Source organism: Petrotoga sp. DB-2 (assembly GCF_054051725.1).
The window spans coordinates 1-20,341 of sequence record NZ_JBSVZD010000018.1; the positions used below are offsets into that span (position 1 = coordinate 1).

At 35.3% G+C, this 20,341-nt stretch carries 16 protein-coding genes and 1 CRISPR repeat array (1 of these 17 cut by a window edge); of the genes, 1 reads left to right on the plus strand and 15 read right to left on the minus strand.

Annotation, left to right across the window (positions count from 1 at the left end; all coding sequences use genetic code 11):
• On the plus strand, positions 1–1,360 hold a 1,360-nt coding region (ltrA, locus tag ACW9JY_RS06945), incomplete at its 5' end, for a group II intron reverse transcriptase/maturase (RefSeq protein WP_457283822.1).
• 89 nt (positions 1,361–1,449) lie between these two features.
• On the opposite strand, the gene ACW9JY_RS06950 is transcribed toward ltrA, so the two are convergent.
• The 15 genes from ACW9JY_RS06950 to ACW9JY_RS07020 all read right to left on the minus strand — a co-directional run bounded on the left by ACW9JY_RS06950 (position 1,450) and on the right by ACW9JY_RS07020 (position 18,574).
• The gene (locus ACW9JY_RS06950; RefSeq protein ID WP_457283823.1) at positions 1,450–2,091 is read right to left on the minus strand and encodes a protein-L-isoaspartate(D-aspartate) O-methyltransferase; all 642 of its coding nucleotides are present in this window, start codon (positions 2,089–2,091) and stop codon (positions 1,450–1,452) included.
• On the minus strand, positions 2,091–4,334 hold the full coding sequence (locus ACW9JY_RS06955) for a bifunctional dihydroorotate dehydrogenase B NAD binding subunit/NADPH-dependent glutamate synthase (RefSeq protein ID WP_457283824.1): 2,244 nt from the start codon (positions 4,332–4,334) through the stop codon (positions 2,091–2,093). The genes ACW9JY_RS06950 and ACW9JY_RS06955 overlap by 1 nt, the downstream gene beginning before the upstream one ends.
• 15 nt (positions 4,335–4,349) lie before the next feature.
• A complete protein-coding gene (locus ACW9JY_RS06960; RefSeq protein WP_457283825.1) occupies positions 4,350–4,628 on the minus strand; it encodes a M48 metallopeptidase family protein in 279 nt (92 codons plus the stop codon).
• The gene (locus ACW9JY_RS06965; protein ID WP_457283826.1) at positions 4,621–7,566 is read right to left on the minus strand and encodes a type I restriction endonuclease subunit R; all 2,946 of its coding nucleotides are present in this window, start codon (positions 7,564–7,566) and stop codon (positions 4,621–4,623) included. Before ACW9JY_RS06965 ends, ACW9JY_RS06960 begins: the two co-directional genes overlap by 8 nt.
• 92 nt (positions 7,567–7,658) lie before the next feature.
• Positions 7,659–8,966, minus strand: coding sequence for a restriction endonuclease subunit S (locus ACW9JY_RS06970; protein ID WP_457283827.1), 1,308 nt, complete (start codon positions 8,964–8,966; stop codon positions 7,659–7,661).
• Complete coding sequence (locus tag ACW9JY_RS06975) at positions 8,957–10,492, minus strand: N-6 DNA methylase (protein WP_457283828.1); 1,536 nt, start codon at positions 10,490–10,492, stop codon at positions 8,957–8,959. The genes ACW9JY_RS06970 and ACW9JY_RS06975 overlap by 10 nt, the downstream gene beginning before the upstream one ends.
• A gap of 37 nt (positions 10,493–10,529) precedes the next feature.
• Positions 10,530–11,105, minus strand: coding sequence for a nitroreductase family protein (locus ACW9JY_RS06980; protein ID WP_457283829.1), 576 nt, complete (start codon positions 11,103–11,105; stop codon positions 10,530–10,532).
• Positions 11,106–11,301: 196 nt separating this feature from the next.
• Positions 11,302–11,985, minus strand: a complete 684-nt coding sequence (locus tag ACW9JY_RS06985) for an RsiV family protein (RefSeq protein WP_457283830.1) — start codon at positions 11,983–11,985, stop codon at positions 11,302–11,304.
• Positions 11,986–11,999: 14 nt separating this feature from the next.
• Positions 12,000–12,923 carry an L-lactate dehydrogenase gene (locus ACW9JY_RS06990; protein WP_457283831.1) on the minus strand — a complete coding sequence of 308 codons (924 nt, stop codon included), beginning with the start codon at positions 12,921–12,923 and terminating at the stop codon, positions 12,000–12,002.
• A 140-nt stretch (positions 12,924–13,063) separates the two neighbouring features.
• Entirely contained in the window at positions 13,064–13,720 is a 657-nt protein-coding gene (locus ACW9JY_RS06995) for an MBL fold metallo-hydrolase (protein ID WP_457283832.1), read from the minus strand.
• A gap of 300 nt (positions 13,721–14,020) precedes the next feature.
• Positions 14,021–15,619, minus strand: a complete 1,599-nt coding sequence (locus tag ACW9JY_RS07000) for a hypothetical protein (protein ID WP_457283833.1) — start codon at positions 15,617–15,619, stop codon at positions 14,021–14,023.
• 18 nt (positions 15,620–15,637) lie between these two features.
• The gene (locus ACW9JY_RS07005; protein ID WP_457283834.1) at positions 15,638–16,387 is read right to left on the minus strand and encodes an ABC transporter ATP-binding protein; all 750 of its coding nucleotides are present in this window, start codon (positions 16,385–16,387) and stop codon (positions 15,638–15,640) included.
• An 82-nt stretch (positions 16,388–16,469) separates the two neighbouring features.
• Positions 16,470–16,979 carry a hypothetical protein gene (locus ACW9JY_RS07010; protein WP_457283835.1) on the minus strand — a complete coding sequence of 170 codons (510 nt, stop codon included), beginning with the start codon at positions 16,977–16,979 and terminating at the stop codon, positions 16,470–16,472.
• A 263-nt stretch (positions 16,980–17,242) separates the two neighbouring features.
• Positions 17,243–17,758: a cob(I)yrinic acid a,c-diamide adenosyltransferase gene (cobO, locus tag ACW9JY_RS07015; protein WP_457283836.1), complete on the minus strand. Its 516-nt coding sequence runs from the start codon at positions 17,756–17,758 to the stop codon at positions 17,243–17,245.
• Between the two features lie 48 nt (positions 17,759–17,806).
• Complete coding sequence (locus ACW9JY_RS07020) at positions 17,807–18,574, minus strand: Rossmann-like domain-containing protein (protein ID WP_457283837.1); 768 nt, start codon at positions 18,572–18,574, stop codon at positions 17,807–17,809.
• A 1,012-nt stretch (positions 18,575–19,586) separates the two neighbouring features.
• Positions 19,587–20,341: a CRISPR direct-repeat array (repeat unit 30 nt; unit sequence GTTTCCATTCCTCATAGGTAGGATAAAAAG); it runs 1,559 nt beyond the window's last position.

A 20,341-nucleotide genomic window follows, 5' to 3' on the forward strand; every position in this document is an offset into this window, starting at 1 on the left:
TGAAGATAAGGGAGAGCCTGAAAATAATGTAGAAGCGCCTAGTATAACTTCTACGTCTGAAGGAGGAAGAAACGATGATAAGGGATGCAGTGAAGGGATGCTTGAAAAGATATTATCCAAGGATAATATGAATAAAGCATACAAGAAGGTAAAGGCCAATAAAGGAGCCCCCGGAATAGACGGGATGAAAGTAGAAGAACTCTTTGGATATCTCAAACAACATGGAGAAGAATTAAGACAAGAGCTCCTTGAGGGAAGGTACACCCCGAACCCGGTAAGGAGGAAAGAAATACCGAAACCGGATGGAGGGAAAAGACTACTAGGCATACCAACAGCAATTGACAGAGTAATCCAGCAATCCATAGCCCAGGTGTTGACACCGATTTACGAAAAGAAATTTGTAGATAACAGTTATGGATTCAGGCCATTACGGGATGCAAAACAAGCCATACGAAAAAGCAAAGAATACCTAAACGAAGGGCACACATGGGTAGTGGACATAGACTTAGAACGCTACTTTGACACAGTCAACCATGACAAACTGATGAGAATAATATCAAAAGACGTAAAAGATGGCAGAGTGATATCCCTGATAAGGAAATACCTCAAGAGTGGGGTAATGGTAAATGGGGTAGTAATAGAAACAGAAGAAGGGACTCCACAAGGAGGACCGCTATCCCCATTACTAAGCAACATAATGCTCCACGAACTTGACGTAGAACTAACGAAAAGGGGACACAAGTTTTGCAGGTATGCAGACGATTGCAACATATACGTGAAAAGCGAGAAATCCGCATATAGGGTGATGGAAAGTATAACAAAATACATAGAGAAGAAATTAAAGCTAAAAGTGAATAGCAAGAAAAGCAAAGTAGTCAGACCTTGGGACCTCAAATACTTAGGGTTCTCCTTCTACGTGAAAGAAGAGAAGTACGAAATTAGAGTCCATGGAAAATCCATCAAAGAATTCAGAAAGAAGTTAAAAGGAGAAACGAAGAGAAGCAGAGGAAGAAGCATGGCATACAGGCTGTCAAGGATAAAACAAATAATAACAGGATGGACAAACTACTATGGAATAGCAAACATGAAATCGATAGCGGAAAATCTTGATGGATGGCTTAGAAGGAGAATTAGGATGTGTATCTGGAAGGAATGGAAGAAAATCAAAACAAGGTATAAAAACTTAGTCAAATTAGGGCTAAACATCTACAAAGCATGGGAATATGCAAATACAAGGAAAGGCTATTGGAGAATCTCCAACAGCCCCATACTTTCAAGAACACTAACTAATAAACACCTTAAGAAAATGGGGTTAACTTCGATCCTGGAAACGTATAACCTAAAGCATGAATTCTGTTGAACCGCCGTATACCGAACGGTACGTACGGTGGTGTGGGAGAACGGTAGATAAATTAATTATCTACCTCCTACCCGATTTAACAAACACTCTCACCAACCATATTCACCTATTAAAGGCACGAACATACAACCATCAGAGTATTCAACCTTCATATTTCCATCCTCTAACTTAGTTATTTTATGTAAACGTTGAAAGGTTCTAGAGCCAATTGGAATTACCATTCTTCCACCAACTTTTAGTTGAGAAAACAAAGGATCAGGAACTTTTGGAGCTGCCGCTGAAACTATGATTCCGTCAAACTCAACCTTTTCTTTTGTCCACCCTTTTGTTCCATCCCCAACCTCTAAAACAATGTTTTTATATCCTAATTCTTCAAATTTACTTTTTGCTCTTTGAGCTAATATTTCATTCCGTTCTATCGTATAAACAAAACGTGCTATCTCTGCCAGTAAAACCGTTTGATAACCAGAGCCCGTACCTATTTCTAAAACTACGTCGTTTTCTTTTAACTCTAATAATTGAAGCATTAAGCCGATTATATAAGGCTGAGAAATAGTTTGCCCTTCGCCAATAGGCAAAGGGCAATCATCATATGCAGACCTCTCAAGATTTTTTGGAACAAACAAATGTCTTTTAACCTTCAAAAAAGCATTTAGAACTTTTTCATCGCTTATGCCTCTTCTTTTTAACTGATACTCAACCATCATTCTATTTTCTTCCTCAAAATCCATCAAAATTTTCCTACCTTCGATGAAATATATTCATCTATTGCCTTAGCAGCTCTTTTACCTGCACCCATTGCCTCGATAACGGTTGCTGCACCTGTAACTATATCTCCACCTGCCCAAACTCCTTCAACAGAAGTAGCACCGGTAACGGGATCTGCCTCTATATAACCCCATTTATTCAGTTTCAATTCAGGAAATGCGTTGAGTAATACCTTGTTTGACTCTTGACCTATAGCAACTATAAAAAGATCTGCGGGTATTTCAACATAACTATTTTCAATGGGGATTGGTCTTCTTCTACCAGAAGAATCGGGTTCTCCCAATTTCATCTTTTGACAGACAACACTTGTCAATTCTCCCTTTTCGTTTCCTTTACACTCTATTGGATTAGTCAGCCACATAAAATTGATTCCCTCTTCAACGGCGTTTTCATATTCTTCTTTTCTTGCTGGCATCTCTTCCTCCGATCTTCTATACACCACTGTTACGGTTTCGGCACCAAGCCTTAACGCCGATCTTGAAGCATCCATCGCGACGTTGCCTGCACCAACAACTACCACATGTTTGCCTACCTTAACGGGAGTATCAACCAAAGGGAACTCATAGGCTTTCATCAAATTCACCCTTGTTAAGAATTCACTTGAGGAGTAAACCCCATTCAAATTTTCTCCTGGGATATTCAAGAATCTGGGGGTTCCCGCACCTGTTCCTATAAATATAGCGTCGAACTCTTCTCTCATTTCATCTATTGTAATTGTCTTTCCTACAACAACATCCGTCTCAATTTCCACTCCTAATGATTTAACATATTCGACTTCTTCAAAAACTATCTCTTTTGGAAGCCTAAACTCAGGGATACCATAAGTCAGAACTCCTCCTGGTTTGTGTAAGGCTTCAAAAATTTTTACGTAATATCCCATCTTTGCCAAATCTGCTGCCACCGTTAGTCCCGAAGGTCCTGCACCTACAACAGCAACCTTCCCTTTGATATTGTTTTTAGACACTTGGATATCATTCTTTTCACTTTTTCTTTGAACTCTTTCCCAATCCGCCACAAACCTTTCTAATCTACCTATGGCAACTGGTTCAAAAGCACCTGATTTACCTAAGGTACATGCACCTTCACACTGATTCTCCTGCGGACAAACCCTTCCACAAATAGACGGTAAATTGTTGTAACTCTTCAGTATTTCTGCAGATTTGGCAAGATTACCTTCTCTCAACTCTCTTATAAAACCTCTTATATCCACACCAACAGGACATCCGGTTATACAATTATATGCACTATCAGGACATTGTAGGCATCTATCGGCTTCCATCATAGCCTCTTCTAAACAATAACCATATGCAACCTCTTGAAAGTTGTGCTTTCTCTCTTCGGGAGGTTGTTTTTTCACAGGAACTTTATTCCTCAAAATCTTTTTTGGACGTTTTTTCTTTTTTTCTTCTAAAGACTCCTTTTCCTCGACTTTGTACTGCCCTAGTCTCTTTAACAATTCATCCCATTCAACGAGCTCACCTTCAAATTCAGGACCATCCACACAGGCAAATTTAACGCTATCTCCAACTGTTACCCTACACCCACCACACATTCCTGTTCCATCTACCATAATTGGGTTCAAAGACACTATTATTGGGAAACCAAGTTCTTGAGCCGTCTTTGTAGCAAACTTCATCATTATAACTGGTCCAATAGCCCAAGCCTTATCTATTTTTTCTCCATCTGAAACTACTTTTTTCATACCATCAGTAACCAAACCTTTCATACCTTTTGATCCATCATCTGTTGTTACTATTAACTTATCAGAAAGCTGTGAAAACTCATCTTCTAAAATTAAAAGATCCGCGGTTCTTGCTCCCATAATTGATATTACCCTGTTGCCTTTTTCTTTCAATGCTTTTAAAATAGGTAAAATTGGGGCAACACCAATACCTCCACCAATCAATAATACCGTCCCATAATAATCGATTTCTGAAGGGTTACCCAAAGGTCCTACAACATGGGCAAAGGAATCTCCATTTTCAAAAGTTGCCATTTTCTTCGTACTTTTACCAACCACCTGAAATATGAGTCTTATCTTATCTTCAGTTTTATCCACTATAGTTAGAGGAATTCTTTCTCCTTCTTCTTCTGCTATAACTATAACAAACTGACCAGGTTGTGCATGTGCTGCTATCTTTGGTGCTTCAACCCAAACGCTGTAAACGTCCTGTGCTAACTTCTTTTTCTCGGATATTTTGAACAAAACTTCCACCCCTTTTTAATTTTTTTCTATGTTTCTATTAAGATATTCTTGCACTAAAGCATCGAACATTTTTCCATGTTTAGGGTATCTCAAATGCAATAGCTCATGAATAATTACCTCAAATCTAAAACTTTTTGGTTCATTTAAAAGTTTTTTATCAAAGGTTAACCTACCTCTTGAAGAGCAACTACCCCATTTTCTACTCATATCACGAATATGAATTTCTTTTGGTTGAACCCTAATATCTTTTGCTAAATTCCAAACTTCGGCTTTAAAATCAACTGGGTCAATCATTTACATCCCTACCTTTTAGTATGTAGAGATATTTTTCGAATAACTGTTTTATTCTTTCGCCTTTGAGACCCTTCGGCCTTAATAAACCGTAAAATTCACGTCTCATTTCTCTTTCCTGATCTTCGTCTTTATCCCAAAGAGGATAAGTTTCCTTTTTTTTCTCGAACTCTTCAGCAATATCCTCGGCATCATTGATCAATTCAGCTTTCAACAATTCTTTGAGTGTAAAGAATGCTGCTGATTTTCCACTTTCTTTTTGAGCCTTCTTCTTGTCGTTTACTTCCTGTACCAAGTTCTTTAGACCATTTAAAGTTTCTTCTGTATTCTTTTGGGCACTTTTGTAAAGGGTAATTAAATTCTCCGCTTTTTCTCCAATTGTAATGAGAATTGGATATTCTTTGCTTTCTTCTTCAACCGTCTTTTCAATACTCTTGTATAAATTAAAAACCTTTTCAACATCTGAAGCATTACTTTCTTCTATCTTTTTTAAAGTATACTCGTCTATCACAAAAACTTCCAATGTATCTTTAATTTTACTATTTTTTGTGTACTTTTGAATTAATTTCTTCGTTTTCTCTGTGAATTCCTCATCGACAGTTACACCTTTTTCATATGCATTTTTTAAAATCTTATACATCCTTGAAAGGGTATCATAATCTTGTAGGTATTTCTTTAAAAATTTGTCGGGGGATAATATTTCATACAAACCGGACAGCTTCTTATAATACACAAAAAATTCATTACGTTTTTCTTCATCCCTAAAATACTCTAAGACAGCATCTACAGATTTGTCCCTATCTTTTTTGGCAACGATAGAAAGATATTTCTTTTTGCCGATTTCCATTTGTTCAGCAAAATCTTCCTTTAAAAGTTCAATATCTTCGATTACCCCTTCTATATCTTCAGAATCAAAAGCAAGTGCCTTTTCTAAATTATTAAAAATACCCACAAAATCGACAACAAGTCCGTTCTTCTTATTTTTTTCATCCTTCTTGTACGGTCTATTGATTCTGGCTATAGCCTGTAAAAGAACGTGATCTCTCATCGGCTTATCTAAATACATACAATAAAGAATCGGTGCATCAAACCCAGTCAATAATTTTTCGGTTACAATTAAAATTTTTGGTAGTTCTCCAGGCTTTTTAAAGTTCTCTCGAACTTTTTTCTCTTCAATTTCAGATAAATAATACTTCGTCATTTGTGGGGGATCGTTTTGACTCTGACTATATACAACTTTAGAGTACTCAGGAGGCAGGTGTTTATCTAATTCTTCCTTGTATAATGCACATGCTTCTCTATCAACAGCAACAAGAAAAGCTTTGAAACCCATTGGTTCGATATACTCTTTAAAATGCTTTGCCACGAATTTTGATATCAACTGAACTCTATCGTTGTTTTTTAGCATATTTTTAAGTCTTACCGCTTTTTCTAAAACCTTGTTAAGATCTTCTACATCGCTAACTCCTTGAGTCTCTGCAAGTGCTAGAAATTCTTTCTCAAGAACATCTTTTTCAACCATCATTTTATTTGGTGCAAACGTATAGTACAATGGAACGGTAGTGCCATCTTTAATCGATTCTGATATGCTGTATTTATCAAGGTATCCTTTAGGGGGATCATCTTTACCAAATGTAACAAACGTACCTTTCCCATAATTTGTCTTATCTATGGGAGTACCAGTAAAGCCTATATACCTTGCATTTGGTAAAGCTCCTTCTAAAAAGGTACCAAGCTTCCCGCCTGTACTCCTATGAGCTTCATCTACTAAAACAAAAATATTTTCTCGTAGATTCAAATCAGCAGGAATATTGTCAAACTTATGAATCATACTAACAATTAAACCTCTTTTATCGGTTTTAAGAAGCTGCCTTAGATGTTTTTTACTTTCTACAACCTCTACATTTTCAATGCCAACGGATTTCAGATTACTGAACAACTGTGATTCAAGTTCGTTTCTATCAACAAGCATAATTACTGTCGGATTTTCAAAAAAGGGATCTTCTATTATTTTTTTTGCCGTTACAATCATAGTGTAAGTTTTACCAGAACCTTGAGTATGCCAAATTAACCCACGTTGTTTTGAAGGATCTTTAGCCCTTTCAATTATCTTATCAACGGCTTTCATTTGATGATGCCTTAAAACAACTTTTTTAAGCTCTTCATCTTGCTTTGTAAAAAGAATAAAATCAGTAAGTATCTTTATTACCCTTTTTCTATCAAAAAAAGTTTTAATTAAAGTTTCATAACCGTGATCTAATTCGTCTTTCCATTCGAAGAGTGATCCTCCTGAAAGATTCCAAGTTGCACCATAATAAAAACGAATCACATCTATTAAACCAAAGATTTGTAAAATAGCCAAAAGTTCTGGCGCTTGCTGATGATACCTTTTTACTTGCTTATAGGCTTCATTAAGCGGATCAATTCTATGAGGTGCTTTCGTCTCTACGAGAATAAGCGGGACTCCATTAATAAGAAACACCACATCTGCCCTTATTGTTTCGCTTCCATTTGTAAATGTAAATTCATCGGTAACTTGGAATATGTTTCTATCTATTTCATAGGTATCTAAAAACGTTACATTTCTTTCTCTTTTTTCATTGGACACAAATTTGGTCTTAAGTCCTTTTAAATATTCCCAAACGATTAAATTACCTTGAATATTGGGAGGAATTCTTTCAAGATCTTTTAATACTTCTTCTGCTAAAAGATGGTCCATAAACCCAGGATTAAGTTTTTGAAGTTGCTTGATAAATACATCTTTGAATATTAAGCCTTTTTCTCCGCCTTTTAACCTCAAGGCTTCATCAGGTTTGACATATTCCCACCCAAGGTTCAGAAAAACCTTGCTTCCCTCTGATAATCCATATTCAGCAGAATCTTCTTGTACGTATTTTATAATTGGATCCTGAGCAGAATATTTTTCATCTCCCAAGCCCATAGCTACACCACCACTTTTTCACATTTTTCTTTAATAAAGTTACTAATATTTTCTCTTTGCTTTTGGCAAAAGTAAGCTAAAAATTCTTTTTATTAATCTAAAATCTTCTCCAAATGATTCACTCTTATTTTTGCAGTCATAAGATTATGTAAAAGCGATTTAAAGAGATCTTCAAGGGCTTTTTTCTTGTTTTCTTCCGCCTCGATTTTTCGGTCGATCGCTGAAAGAATTGAAGCGATCTTTTTTTGTTCAGAGAGTGGAGGGAGGGGAATTTTAACATCTACAAATTTTCCTTTACTAACAATAGGAACTGTTGTAAATGATGCTAAATTTTCTATCTGCTTTTGTTGTGTTTGTAGTACATAGAATAAAAACCACTTATTTATATTATTATTTGGCTCTATTGCGTTTATTTGTTGGTTAAACGCAACTCTGTGAGATGCAAAACCAACTCTTCCAATAGCACCTATGCAAGAAACTAAAATAGAACCTTCTTTAACAATTCTCGCTTTTTCAATCGCTTTATTTGAAATTTTTTCAGAAAATGTTGAAATTACTCTATTTTGTAAGTCTGGGGGTTTAATAAAATCAAGCTTACCGTTATCCCAATATTCTTTAATTTTTTTAGATGGTGTATTTCCAGTGATTATATTTCCCACATTCCCCAGCTTCACAACCTCCCACTCTTCAGGAATCAAACCAATTTCAGTTTCTTTGAGTGTTATCTTTTCAGCTTCTTCCAAACTTACAGGCCCATAAGTAAACAGGTGCTTCATTATGGACTTTTTGAGTTCTTTCATTGCTTTTATAACATTCTCCGTCTTCTCTTTTGCTTCTTGCACTGTAGAGAGGACATAGGCAATCTTTTTTTGTTCTGAGAGCGGAGGGAGAGGGATTTTGAAATTAGAAATATCAGTATTAGTAATACCACCAATTAAACCATGATATGCCTTTCTTACCTGTTTTTGACCGATGCTTGAGAAAATAAAGAAAAATATAAATTGATTAATTAATTGACTTGAATTTCTGCTTCTAATAATAAATATATGCTCGTTTACAGCCGCATATTGCGCAGGCATCTGTGAAATGTATGCAGCTTTGCCAGTTTTTGCGCCATCTTTGCAAATGATAACATCTCCTGTGTTTAATTTTCCTTTTTTCAATTCATCGTAAAATTGCTTTGAGATAAATTTTTGTTCAGATAAATTAATCAAGCCAAAATCACCTATATGCTCTCCTCCAAGGCTCAAAACATGGCCAGATTTTAATGCCCCGCCTTTCATTCTCTTACCAGTTTCAAAATTAACAACATCCCCCAACCTTACAACTTCCCAATCATTTGGCAACAAACCTAGTTCTGTCTCTTTGTATTCTTCTTTCTGGTTAAGATCTAGTTCCATAGTCCCATCTCTTTTAAAATAATCTCTAATTTTTCATCGGCTTCTTTTCTCTCTTCTTCTGCCTCTTTTAATTGTACAACAGCGTCCTCCAAAGGCAGTGTTTCGTCTTCATCATTTTGAGCAACATAACGGGAGGGGCTTAAATTATAATCATTTTTCGCGACTTCTTCTTTGGAAATTATTTTACTTATTCCCTCTTCTTCTTTCCAGTTGAGATAGATCTCTGCTATCCTTTCAACACTCTCATCAGGCAAGAAGTTCTTAGGTCTTCCTTTTTCATAGAGCTTTGATGCGTTTATGAGAAGTATCTGGTCTTGCCTTTGTGCTGGTTTTGACTTATTAATCACTATGATAACCCCTGGTGCTGAAGTGTTATAGAACAAATTCTCTGGAAGTAATAAAACGGATTCCACAAGATCTTTTTCAACAAATTCTTTTCTTATATCTCTTTCTCTATTTTTCCCAACATTTCCACTACCCCTTGATACAGCACCTGTATCAATTACTAAAGCCATCTTCCCATCATTTTTCAATGAAGCAAACATATGCTGAATCCATCCCCAGTCTGCGCTGTTTGATGGAGGGTATCCAAAAATGAATCTATTGTAAGGATCGTTTTCATAAACAGATTGTGAAAATGTTTGATTCCACATTGGATTTGCAGTTACTAAATCGAATTTCTTGAGCGGTCCTTCAGAAGTTGTAAACGCAGGTCTATTCATTGTATCGCCAAGGGCAATTTGTGCTTCCATGTCGTGTATAAAGATATTCATTTTTGCCATTGCATACGTTGAATGCAAGATTTCTTGCCCATAGAATTTAAGAGGTTCTTTAGTTCTGTCTTTTCCGTATTTTTTTTTAAATCTCAAATGAGCTTTAATCAGCAAACCACCAGATCCACAACAAGGATCATAGACCTCGTCTCCAGGTTTTGGGTCTAAGATCTTTGACATCAAAATCGCTACCTCACCAGGAGTGTAAAACTCACCCGCACTTTGCCCAGAACCTTCGGCAAATTTTCTCAGCAAATATTCGTATGCACGACCCAAAATATCTGGATCAACATCTTTCAGACCAAGGCGATGTCTTCCTAAAACATCAATTAATGCTACCAACACATCATCACTTATAATTCTTTGACCACCTGCAGTTGCATTGAAATCCACAATATCTATTACACCTTGAAGTTTGGGATTGTATCTTGCAATTGTTCTTACGGCGTCAGTTAAATATTCTCCGACATTTGTAGTTTTTTTAGCAACTTCAGACCATCTCGCTTCTGGTGGCAAATAAAAACGTACTAATTGGTGATCACTTTTTATAAAATCTTCGGCTGTTTCAAATGAACCAAATTTTTCTGACAACTCGTTCAATTCGTCTTCGAACACGTCAGAAAGTCTTTTTAAAAATATTAAAGGTAAGATATAATCCTTGTATTTGGGAGCATCTATAGGTCCTCTTATTTTACACGCTGCTTCCCAAAGCCAATTTTCTAAAGTTTTAGTATCAAGGTTATTTTGAGCCATTTTGTTATCCTCCTATGTTCCTCACAAATAATTATAATCAAAATTTATCAAAATGAATAACCTTTTCAAGAGGCCGTTTTGGAACGTGGAAGTTGCCATTCTCATCCATATAATATTCAACTGTCTCATCGTTATCCTCTGCAAAAGACTCATGCCCTTTATAACCTAAGGGAATTACTGTATCGATCTCATAGCCATCAGGGACGTTTAGGATTTCTCTTACATTTTCCCTGTTGATAGTAACGATTGGGCATCCACCTATACCTTTTGACCATGCAGCTAACAAGATATTTTCAAAGGCAGCTCCTATATCGTGACCAATCCACTTCGTGGCTCTTTGTTTGTTGACTAAAATAAAAATATATGCAGTTGGCTTTTCTCCTTCTTTAGGAGTCCCTTTTGGGGATATGTAGCTAGCCCAACCTAAATTTTCAAAGACTTTGTTGCAAATTTCTTTATTTTTCACAACTATAAACTCTAATGGTTGTTTATTTGAAGCGCAAGGGGCTAACCTTGCACAATCTACTAACTCTTTCAATATTTCATCATCGATGGGATCTTGCTTGAACTTTCTGATGCTTCTTCTTTGTTTGATTATTTCTATTACATCCATGTTGTTGTTTTCCCTCCATTAATTATTTTTGTTAATGTTTTTTAGAAGTTCTAAACCTTGCTTTAGCGCCCCTTCGCCCCGCAGCCCACCCATAAGGAAAGAGTATTTTAATCCCTTTAGCCCGCTGCCCAACCGTGAGGAAAAAGAAATTTTAATCCCTTTAGCCTGTTCCCCACCCACAGTTGGCCGACATTTCTTATTGAATTTCTATGCCTAATTCTTTAAGAGGTATTTTGAACTCTCTTATACCAGATGAATATGGAGCAATTTCATAGAGCTGGTAGATTATTACCAGATCTTCATTTGTAATATAATAATCTCTATCATACCCTATCGTGTCTAGAGTTTCATCAACATTAAAATAAATTTTAGGGTCTGAATTTATTTCTTCGATTATGGTTTCTTTGATTATTTGAAAAGATTCACCTGTGTCTTCACTATATAAATCTAAGAAATCGTAGAGATTTAGGAATTTACTTAGAGTTAGATCGTAATTGTAAGTTTCTCTTGTAGTCATTGGATGAGCTTGTAGATAAACAAAAGAAAAATAGTCCGCATAAAAACTGACAAAACTATCTGAAACAAATCCAACTTCTGATTCTATTATCACTTCAACGTAAGGTCCTTTAGAATCTTCTATACTATTTCTAAAGCTATAAGACTCATCGAGATATTCACTTAAGAAGTCTTCAACATCTTTTGCTAAGTAACTATTTAAAAGAAAAGCACTTGGTGCATCCTTTGTACCGTAAAAAAATGGAATACTTACCCTTCCACTTAAGTTTTCCGTTAATTCTGACGATAGGGTTACATATTCGATTGAATAGAGAGTCATAGAAAACAGTATAAGCAACAAAAATATACTTAAAAACTTTTTCATAGTCGCTTTCCCCCTTAAAGCAAGTTTTTGATTGATTCAAGATACTCTTTGATTATATTTTTTGATCTTTCAAACTTTTCAGTTTCTTCATCATTCATAGTTATATCGATAGTTCGTTCCACTCCGTCCTTGTTTATAACCGCCGGATATCCTATGTACATATCATCCAATAACACGGAAGGGGTATATACCCTACCTTCATTCTTAATTATCGATTCTACCAGTGCAGTTGTTGCTGAAGCTATTCCATAATTGGTTGCACCTTTTTTGCTTATTATATTGTAAGCAGAATTTTTTACATCTTCAAAAATCTTACTCAGATCTTTATTACAATTATCTTTGTACGGGCAATTACGGCAAAAACCTTTAATTGGAACACCTCCAATCATTGCCGAACTCCAAGCCGCTAACTCTGAGTCACCATGTTCCCCTATTATATAGGCGTGAACACTCATTGGAGAAACTCCACAATTTTTCCCTATTAAGGCTCTTAATCTTGCAGTGTCCAGTATAGTTCCAGTTCCAATTACTCTATTAGATTCAAAACCAGTTACTTTCCATACCACATAGCTCATAACATCAACAGGGTTAGTAATATTTATTATCAAAGCATTTGGAGCATATCTTTTTATGTTCTCTGAAATACCTTTTATTATTTTAGCATTTTTTATGGTCAAATCTAACCTTGTTTCGCCAGGCTTTTGTGCGGCTCCTGCTGTAATTATTACTATATCGCTTCCTCCTATATCGCTATACTCCCCTGCCCTTATGGTCATTCTTTTGTGAAAAGTTGTAGCATGTAATAAATCCAATGCTTCACCTTCAGCCATTTCTTTGTTGAGATCGTAAAGAACGATCTCGTCAGCAACTGCTGCATTTATTAAAGCAAAAGCGGTACTTGAACCCACTCTTCCCGTTCCTATTATGCTTATTTTCAAAATTGTATCCCTCCAATTTTCGTTTTTTTACAATCTTTGGAATTCCTAAATTTAGTAACTATTTAAATAAAGGAAACCTAATTTGATAAAAATCCAGAAATCACTCATAATTCTTACACTAATTAATTCTTTCAAATTTTTTAAATTTCAATAACCTTTCCTGCGCCACCTTCTATATACGCTTCTGGAAAAAGCTTTTTAATATCTTCTTTGTGTTGGGTACAATGTGTTGCACAAATTAGTTTTAAACCTTTCAAAGATTCTGCAGGTGTTCCATGTAACCCTCCAATTATTCCATAAACATCTCCAAATGTTGAGGCGGTTTTTAATATATTTTCCATCTTTGGATGAGAGCATCCAGCTATTACTATTATTCCTTTTTCAGTTTTTACACAAAGAGATTGTTCTATCCCTTCTAATTCTCCAGTGGAATAAATGCCTTCATGTATTTCGGTTGGACCTTTTATGGTAATAACTTCTTTTGCATTTTTCACTCCCCTAAAAGATGGAGGAACGTAAACCGTTACATTGGGATTTTCCGAAAGAAAACCCGACAAACCGCCCACATGATCATAGTGGTTGTGAGATACAAAAACCTCGTCTATTGTAGATGGATCAACTCCCAACTTTTTCATGTTATTTAACAGAATATCTCCACTTCCACCGGTATCGAAAAGTATCTTAGGTGCTTTTTCTAATTCAATCAAAGCAGAAAATCCCCAATTAGCTTGGAGATCTTTGTCATACACTGTGTTATCGTATAAAATAGTAACTTTCAATTGTTTATTTTCTGCCATTGCTGTTCCCCCTTTTTTATAATTACTTTCTTAAGAAGCTCTAAAACATTATAATATAGCGCCCCTTTGCCCCGCTCCCCACCCATTAAAAGGAAGAAGTACTCCCATCGTTCCGCAGTCCACTTTTAAGGAAGAAGAACTTCTCCGATCACTGCTTCTCACGCGTTATAGGAAAACCCTACTAAATTATATGATAGCACACATTCTAAAAAATAAGAAAAACCCTCTTACAATTTCCATAGAGGGTTTATTAAAGTATCACAGAAATTCAATACAATTTTTAGATCCACCAACGGAATGTCATTCCATTGCTTCTATGTACTGGTTTATCTTTCTTTGTTCTTTTCCAATAGACCTTACAATTAAAAACAATAGCACCGCTACTGTTCCAAGTATTATTAGAGAAGTAAGCTGCATGCTGATATTTTTGAAGATCCATAACGGCCCTTGGGTAAGCATTAGGTCATAAAAAAATAGCAAGCCAAAAATAGCCGCAGCGTACCCCATTGTTATCAATTCTATAACCAATACTTCTTTCCCTTTGAAAACCTTGTTCATTTGGGATATATCTCTTTTGGGATCACTGAGAAAGATTCTTGTTCCTAACAGTGATGAATAGTACAATAATATGACAGTAGGAATTATTAATACTAAATCAAAGAAATTAAATTTTAAAAGAATCGAGAAAACTATTGTAAGAGCTATAAACTCAATTGTATAAAGCCCTGTAGAAATCATTATTTTTGAGTTCACCATAGTTTTTGTTTTGAAAGGAAATAACTTTGGAACGGGCCAGATTTTTATTTCTTCAGTCAACATATACGCAGAAATCATGGCAGAGTAGTCTGCTGCTATCAACACAAAAAACATAGCTATGTAAGATAAATCTTGCATACCTGTGAAAAAGAATATGAACGGCAATACTACCGGATAAATCATCATAAAGATCAATTGGGAATTTCTGAAAAGAAGTTTTCTATCTTTTTCAAAAAGAGGAAGACGTTTGGTTTTAAACTTTTCAATTTTTTTAACCTTTGATTTTTTTCTCGATGTTGAAAAATCAAGTTTGTTCGCATATCTGTATATCAAGTAAAAGAACAATATTGAAACAGCGTAGATGAAAACAAGAGAAAAGATGTCGCCGTTAATAGCATTGATGAATTGAGCATGTGGCCAAAGAGGGTTCATAAAAATATTAAGGGAGTTCCCCATGCCTTCCACAAAGTTTTCTGGATCGTTGGTCATCATCATTGGAAGAAATTGCGGAATTAAGACCATAAAGATAATACCTATGAAATAAGTTAATTGTGCAATTCTTTTTGCGGATGTTTTACCAACAAAGAAAGACATAATTAATCCTATTACAATCGATATAGATATCAAAAAAAGAAAAAACCCTATAATACCCAAGATAGATAGATTAACATTTGAGCCTTTCAAAATCATATACGAGACAACGATTGATAAAAAAGCGCCACTTCCTACTCCAGACATAATTAAACTATCTATCGTAGAAGAGAAAAAGAGTGTTGATCTTTTAATAGGCATGGTCAAAAGGATGTCCATCATATCGTTATCAAAAAGCGTAGTTACAATTAACGGGGAAAATTGTAAAACAAAAAGGGCACTTACAAGTAAAAAGGAAGGTGCAAACATTAGTTCTAACAAAGTATAATTAGAATCCAAACCTATTTGATTCAACGGAATGTTTAAATTAAAAGAACCTGCAGCTGCAAGCATCGTTGGAATGATAACAGCTAAAAAAATTATTGGGACTATCAGATAACTCATTATGCTGGAGATCATACCTGATCTTCTTTCTATTCCTTTTTTATTTTTTGTCGGTCGAGATTTGTTTTTATAGGAGTATTTTAACAACAATTTCAATTCGTTCATCATTGTCTTAGAACCTCCCCACTAGAGTTCATCGATTATCTCTTTTACTTCGTTGCCCCCTGTTAATTCCAAGAAAATATCTTCTAAGCTCTTATTTCCGAGTTTAGAGAGAGATCTCAACTCTTCCAAATTACCTTCAGCAAGAATCCTACCATGATCAATGATTCCTATTCTGTCACACATCTTTTCTGCTATTTCAAGTATATGCGTCGTAAAGAATATCGAAGAGCCTTCGTTTTTGTATTTTTGTAAAAGTTCTTTGAGTATCCTCGCTGCTCTGGCATCCAACCCTACGGTTGGCTCGTCTAAAAAAATCACCTTTGGTTTTCTCATCAAAACTGAAGCAACCATTAATTTTTGTTTCATACCATGAGAATAATCACCTATGTAATCGTTGAGGTAATCTATCCCAAAGGCATCACATATTTCGTTAAATCGGGAATGAATTTCATCTGAACTTAATTTGTATACGTTCATTACAAACTCTATATATTCACTGCCCTTGAGATTCTCATACATTTTTGGTTCGTCAGGCACAACCCCTATTTCTCTTTTTATCTCCAATTCGTAATTATTGTAATCTTTATCCATGATGAAAATTTGACCAGAGGTTGGTTTTAGTGTTCCTGTGAGCATCCTTATCGTTGTAGTTTTCCCTGCACCGTTGGGACCAAGAAAACCATAAATTTCACCTGCTTTTACGTTTAAGTTGATTCCATCAACAGCAGTGAAATCTTTAAATTTTTTTGTTAAATTTATCGCTTTTATCAAAGTTAATCCCCCCTCTACTTCGTTCTTATTTTAACAAGTATAAAACCCTTCTTTTTTGGTTCCAGAGGGTTTTCCCATTGTGTTAGCTTTGAAAGAAAGGAAATCTCAGGCCTTCAATCTCTTTTTCGTTTTTCTCAAACTTACCAGAATACTCTTCCATTTCTTTTAAATCCCAATCGAACACCGTTAAATAACAGCTACCTTCCTTTTCTTCGCTGAATATTGCCGGAAAATCGTATAGATCCCCAGAATCTTCTTTCTCGCTCTCTTCTTCGGCTAGTGACACCTCAGTAATCACTGAATACGCTTTTAAATCAACGATCTCTGCCAACTCACCTAAGAAGTACAGAAAATTGTCGAACTCTTCTTCACTATCGACATCTAATGGTAAGTTAACGGGGACGACTTCTTCTTCAACTTTGAATTGTGACAGGTGATCGTTGATATCCTGAGCTAAATCTTCATCAAGTTCTTTTATCTTCTCCAAAAATTCTTTCTTAGATTCTTCACTAAAGTTCACCCACAAAATAACTTCAGGGTGAAGATGGTCCTCATGTACTAAATTTGAATCATTCATATACTCGATAGCCACTGTGTGAAAATTTGGATAATTAGAAATAAAAATCTCCTCCTTTTTTATTGAACAAAATTAGAAACTTTAAATTAATTTTCGCATCCTTCGCTTGATTAACACTCTAAAGTTGTCTGAATTGAACCAAAATATTATTGTTAATATTATTATACCATTATTTTTTTATTATGCATATTAATAAAATAAAACAGGAAATTATATTTTGAATACCAAAAATAATTGACCTTCGAAGAAACTTGGCTTATTTAAATTTTTACTGTTATTTAAAATTCTATACCCTTTCTTGCTTGAACACCTTGGTTGTAATAATGTTTAATCTCTTTCATCTCGGTAACCAGATCCGCAATTTCCATAATTTCTTCTGGGGCATATCTCCCAGTTATTACAACCTCTATCGATGGAGTCCTTTCTCTGATCGCTTTTACAACTCTACCCAGCGGAATCAATTTGTAGTATAAAGCAATATTTAACTCATCCAACACAACCAAATCGTATTCAACATCTTTTAAAACCTTCTCACAAACATCCATTCCCTTACTGGCTGCCTCTATGTCTTCTTCTGTAGGTTTTTTGTATATAAAACAGTCTCTACCAAACTGTCGAATTTCGATGTTCTTAATATATTGGCTCACTTCTAACTCACTGTACTCCATGCCTTTTATAAACTGTGCAAAAAAGACTTTTTTGCCCGCAAGTGCCGCTCTAACAGAAAGCCCTAAAGCTGCTGTTGTTTTGCCTTTACCGTTGCCAGTATAAACATGAACGAAAGATTGTTCCATCTCAGCCACCTCATTCTCTGCTAAAAATTTATTTTCTTACAAGCTTTTTTATACCCTTACATTCTTTTTAATTGCAAATTTGGATATCTGGCTTATACCCCCTGCGAGTGAAATATTTCGAAAGATTTTGTCTTTTTCCCTTTCATCCCACCAAGAACCTGCTAAAATACTTACCCCTGTTCCAACAAACGCATTTGGAAACATCGGGGTCGATGCCCCAATTAAAACTATCTCTCGGGCATTTTTGCATAAACTTAAAAGATACTCTAAGCTGTGGTTTATAACAGTTGTCCCACTTAAAAAAACAATTTCACATTTTGGAAGTATGTCCTTTTGTTTCTCCTCAGGGAGGACTTTACCAAAAACGCCACCTTTTTGCGAAACTCCACGATCAAAAACAAATACATTTTTGACCATTCCATTGAACATATTAGCAACTTGAGGAATATAGCCTATCGAGCAAACATTATCCTCTGGAGTAATTTCAATAGAAAAGGGGTGAATAGAAGTATCTACATCAACCAAAGGAAGGGAGCGTGAAGCTGCTGTCAACACAGCAACTCCAATAGACCTTTGCAGATCATCTTGACCCGTGAGAGCCCATTCGGCAATCTCTAAACTATCTTTACCAATAATATCTTGAGCATACGGGAAAATAGAGCAACCTGACTTTAAATTCTCACGTAGAACGTAACTTACGCCGACATGATTATTACTCAGTTCCAAACCAATAAGTGAAATTCCTATAACAGCATCTTTGATCTTTATTCCTTCTAAATAAGGCTGTGCTTCTTCTATAACTCTTTCAATTATCATCCTGATCTCCTTCTTAGTGAGTTATTTAACTATTGAAATATTAAAAATGTTCCTAACCTTCTTCCTATTTACCATGATTTATATAATTTGTTTTCAACTCCATTATATCACCTAAAAATCTAAAAAAATTCATTAATTTGCATTAGCCTTCGATAGCTAAATCAATAACTACTTTAGCTCTTCTAATGTAATACTTAAAATATTTTTCTTTATCTGATTGTGGATTTGCTCTTAGGATGAGAAAAAAAGCGAAGAAACAAGAAAGATGCTTTAAAAGCTGTTTTTATTTCTTATTGTTAGAATAAAAAAATCGACGAGATAAAAGATCAATCGCCGATGATTTTGTTTCATTCCCCCCTTACCTTCCATTCCTTTCTCTTCTTCATTTCTTTTCGAAAAAAAAAGAAAGAAAAAAGCCTCACATTTACAGGTTATCTTTTCTTTCCTACTTTCATTAAAATAAGGTTAGAAGGAAGGAAACATTACTTGGAAGCTGAGAGATAATATCGCTTCCCTTATTCCCCTCTATTTGTAATCTTTTTCCAAGTAAAGAAAAGAGAAAAAACCTCATGTTTGCAGGCATTATTTTCTTTCCTACTTTCCCTTCATCAAAGCTTGTCTAAAAGGCTGGACTGCACAGTATAGAACCTCAGCAAGTTAGTATAATGTAGTTTCTGCTTTATCTACATTTTACATTATTTAGAGCAAAAGGGGAGACATCAATATCCGCTTCATTCCTATTTTACCATTAATTAAAGTGTGATTAAAAATTTAGGGGATACTTCGTAGAAGCTTAAGAATGATCTACAACGAGGTCCAAACTCTTACCCTATTTTCTATCCTTTAGAGCAAAAAGAAGTAGAAAAAAGTGCTTACGTTCGCTAGCTTTGCTTTCCTTCCTTCAATTTATCAAAGCTTGCTTAAAAGGTGGAAGAACATTACTTGAAATTGCCGGAAGATGAAGATTGTATTGTTCCCATTCCTCTCTACCCCTTCCACTCCTCACTCCCACCCTTCCATTCCTCATAGGTAGGATAAAAAGCTGTTGTAATTCAAATGTTGAAGCCTGAGTGGATTATGTTTCCATTCCTTATAGGTAGGATAAAAAGTTGCAGAAGAGTCTATAGCTACAGCTGGGGAATACTAGTTTCCATTCCTTATAGGTAGGATAAAAAGCAGCTTGAAAAAGAGGCAAAGCAAAGAGAGGAGCGACGTTTCCATTCCTTATAGGTAGGATAAAAAGTTACTTAGAATGGGCAAGAATGTTGCAAATAGCAAAAGTTTCCATTCCTTATAGGTAGGATAAAAAGATTTTCAATCATGAATATCGCCTCACAGCATTGCCGTTTCCATTCCTTATAGGTAGGATAAAAAGAAATTCTTCTGGAGTAGCATCTGGTGCTAGTGTATTTTGTTTCCATTCCTCATAGGTAGGATAAAAAGTAGATTCAGTACAACCAGCTGGAACAAAAATAACATGTTTCCATTCCTCATAGGTAGGATAAAAAGGATGATAGTCCGTTAGGCGACTTTAATGAAAGAATAGTTTCCATTCCTCATAGGTAGGATAAAAAGAAAATTCAAGGGGTGAATAACATGGCAAGGGAAAAATGTTTCCATTCCTCATAGGTAGGATAAAAATATTTTGAAAAATGTTGAAAAGTTTGAAAAATTTGCAAAGTTTCCATTCCTCTCCACCCCCTCCATTCCTCATAGGTAGGATAAAAAGTGAAGAAGTAGAAGACAGGTTTGGCATAAAAGGAAGTT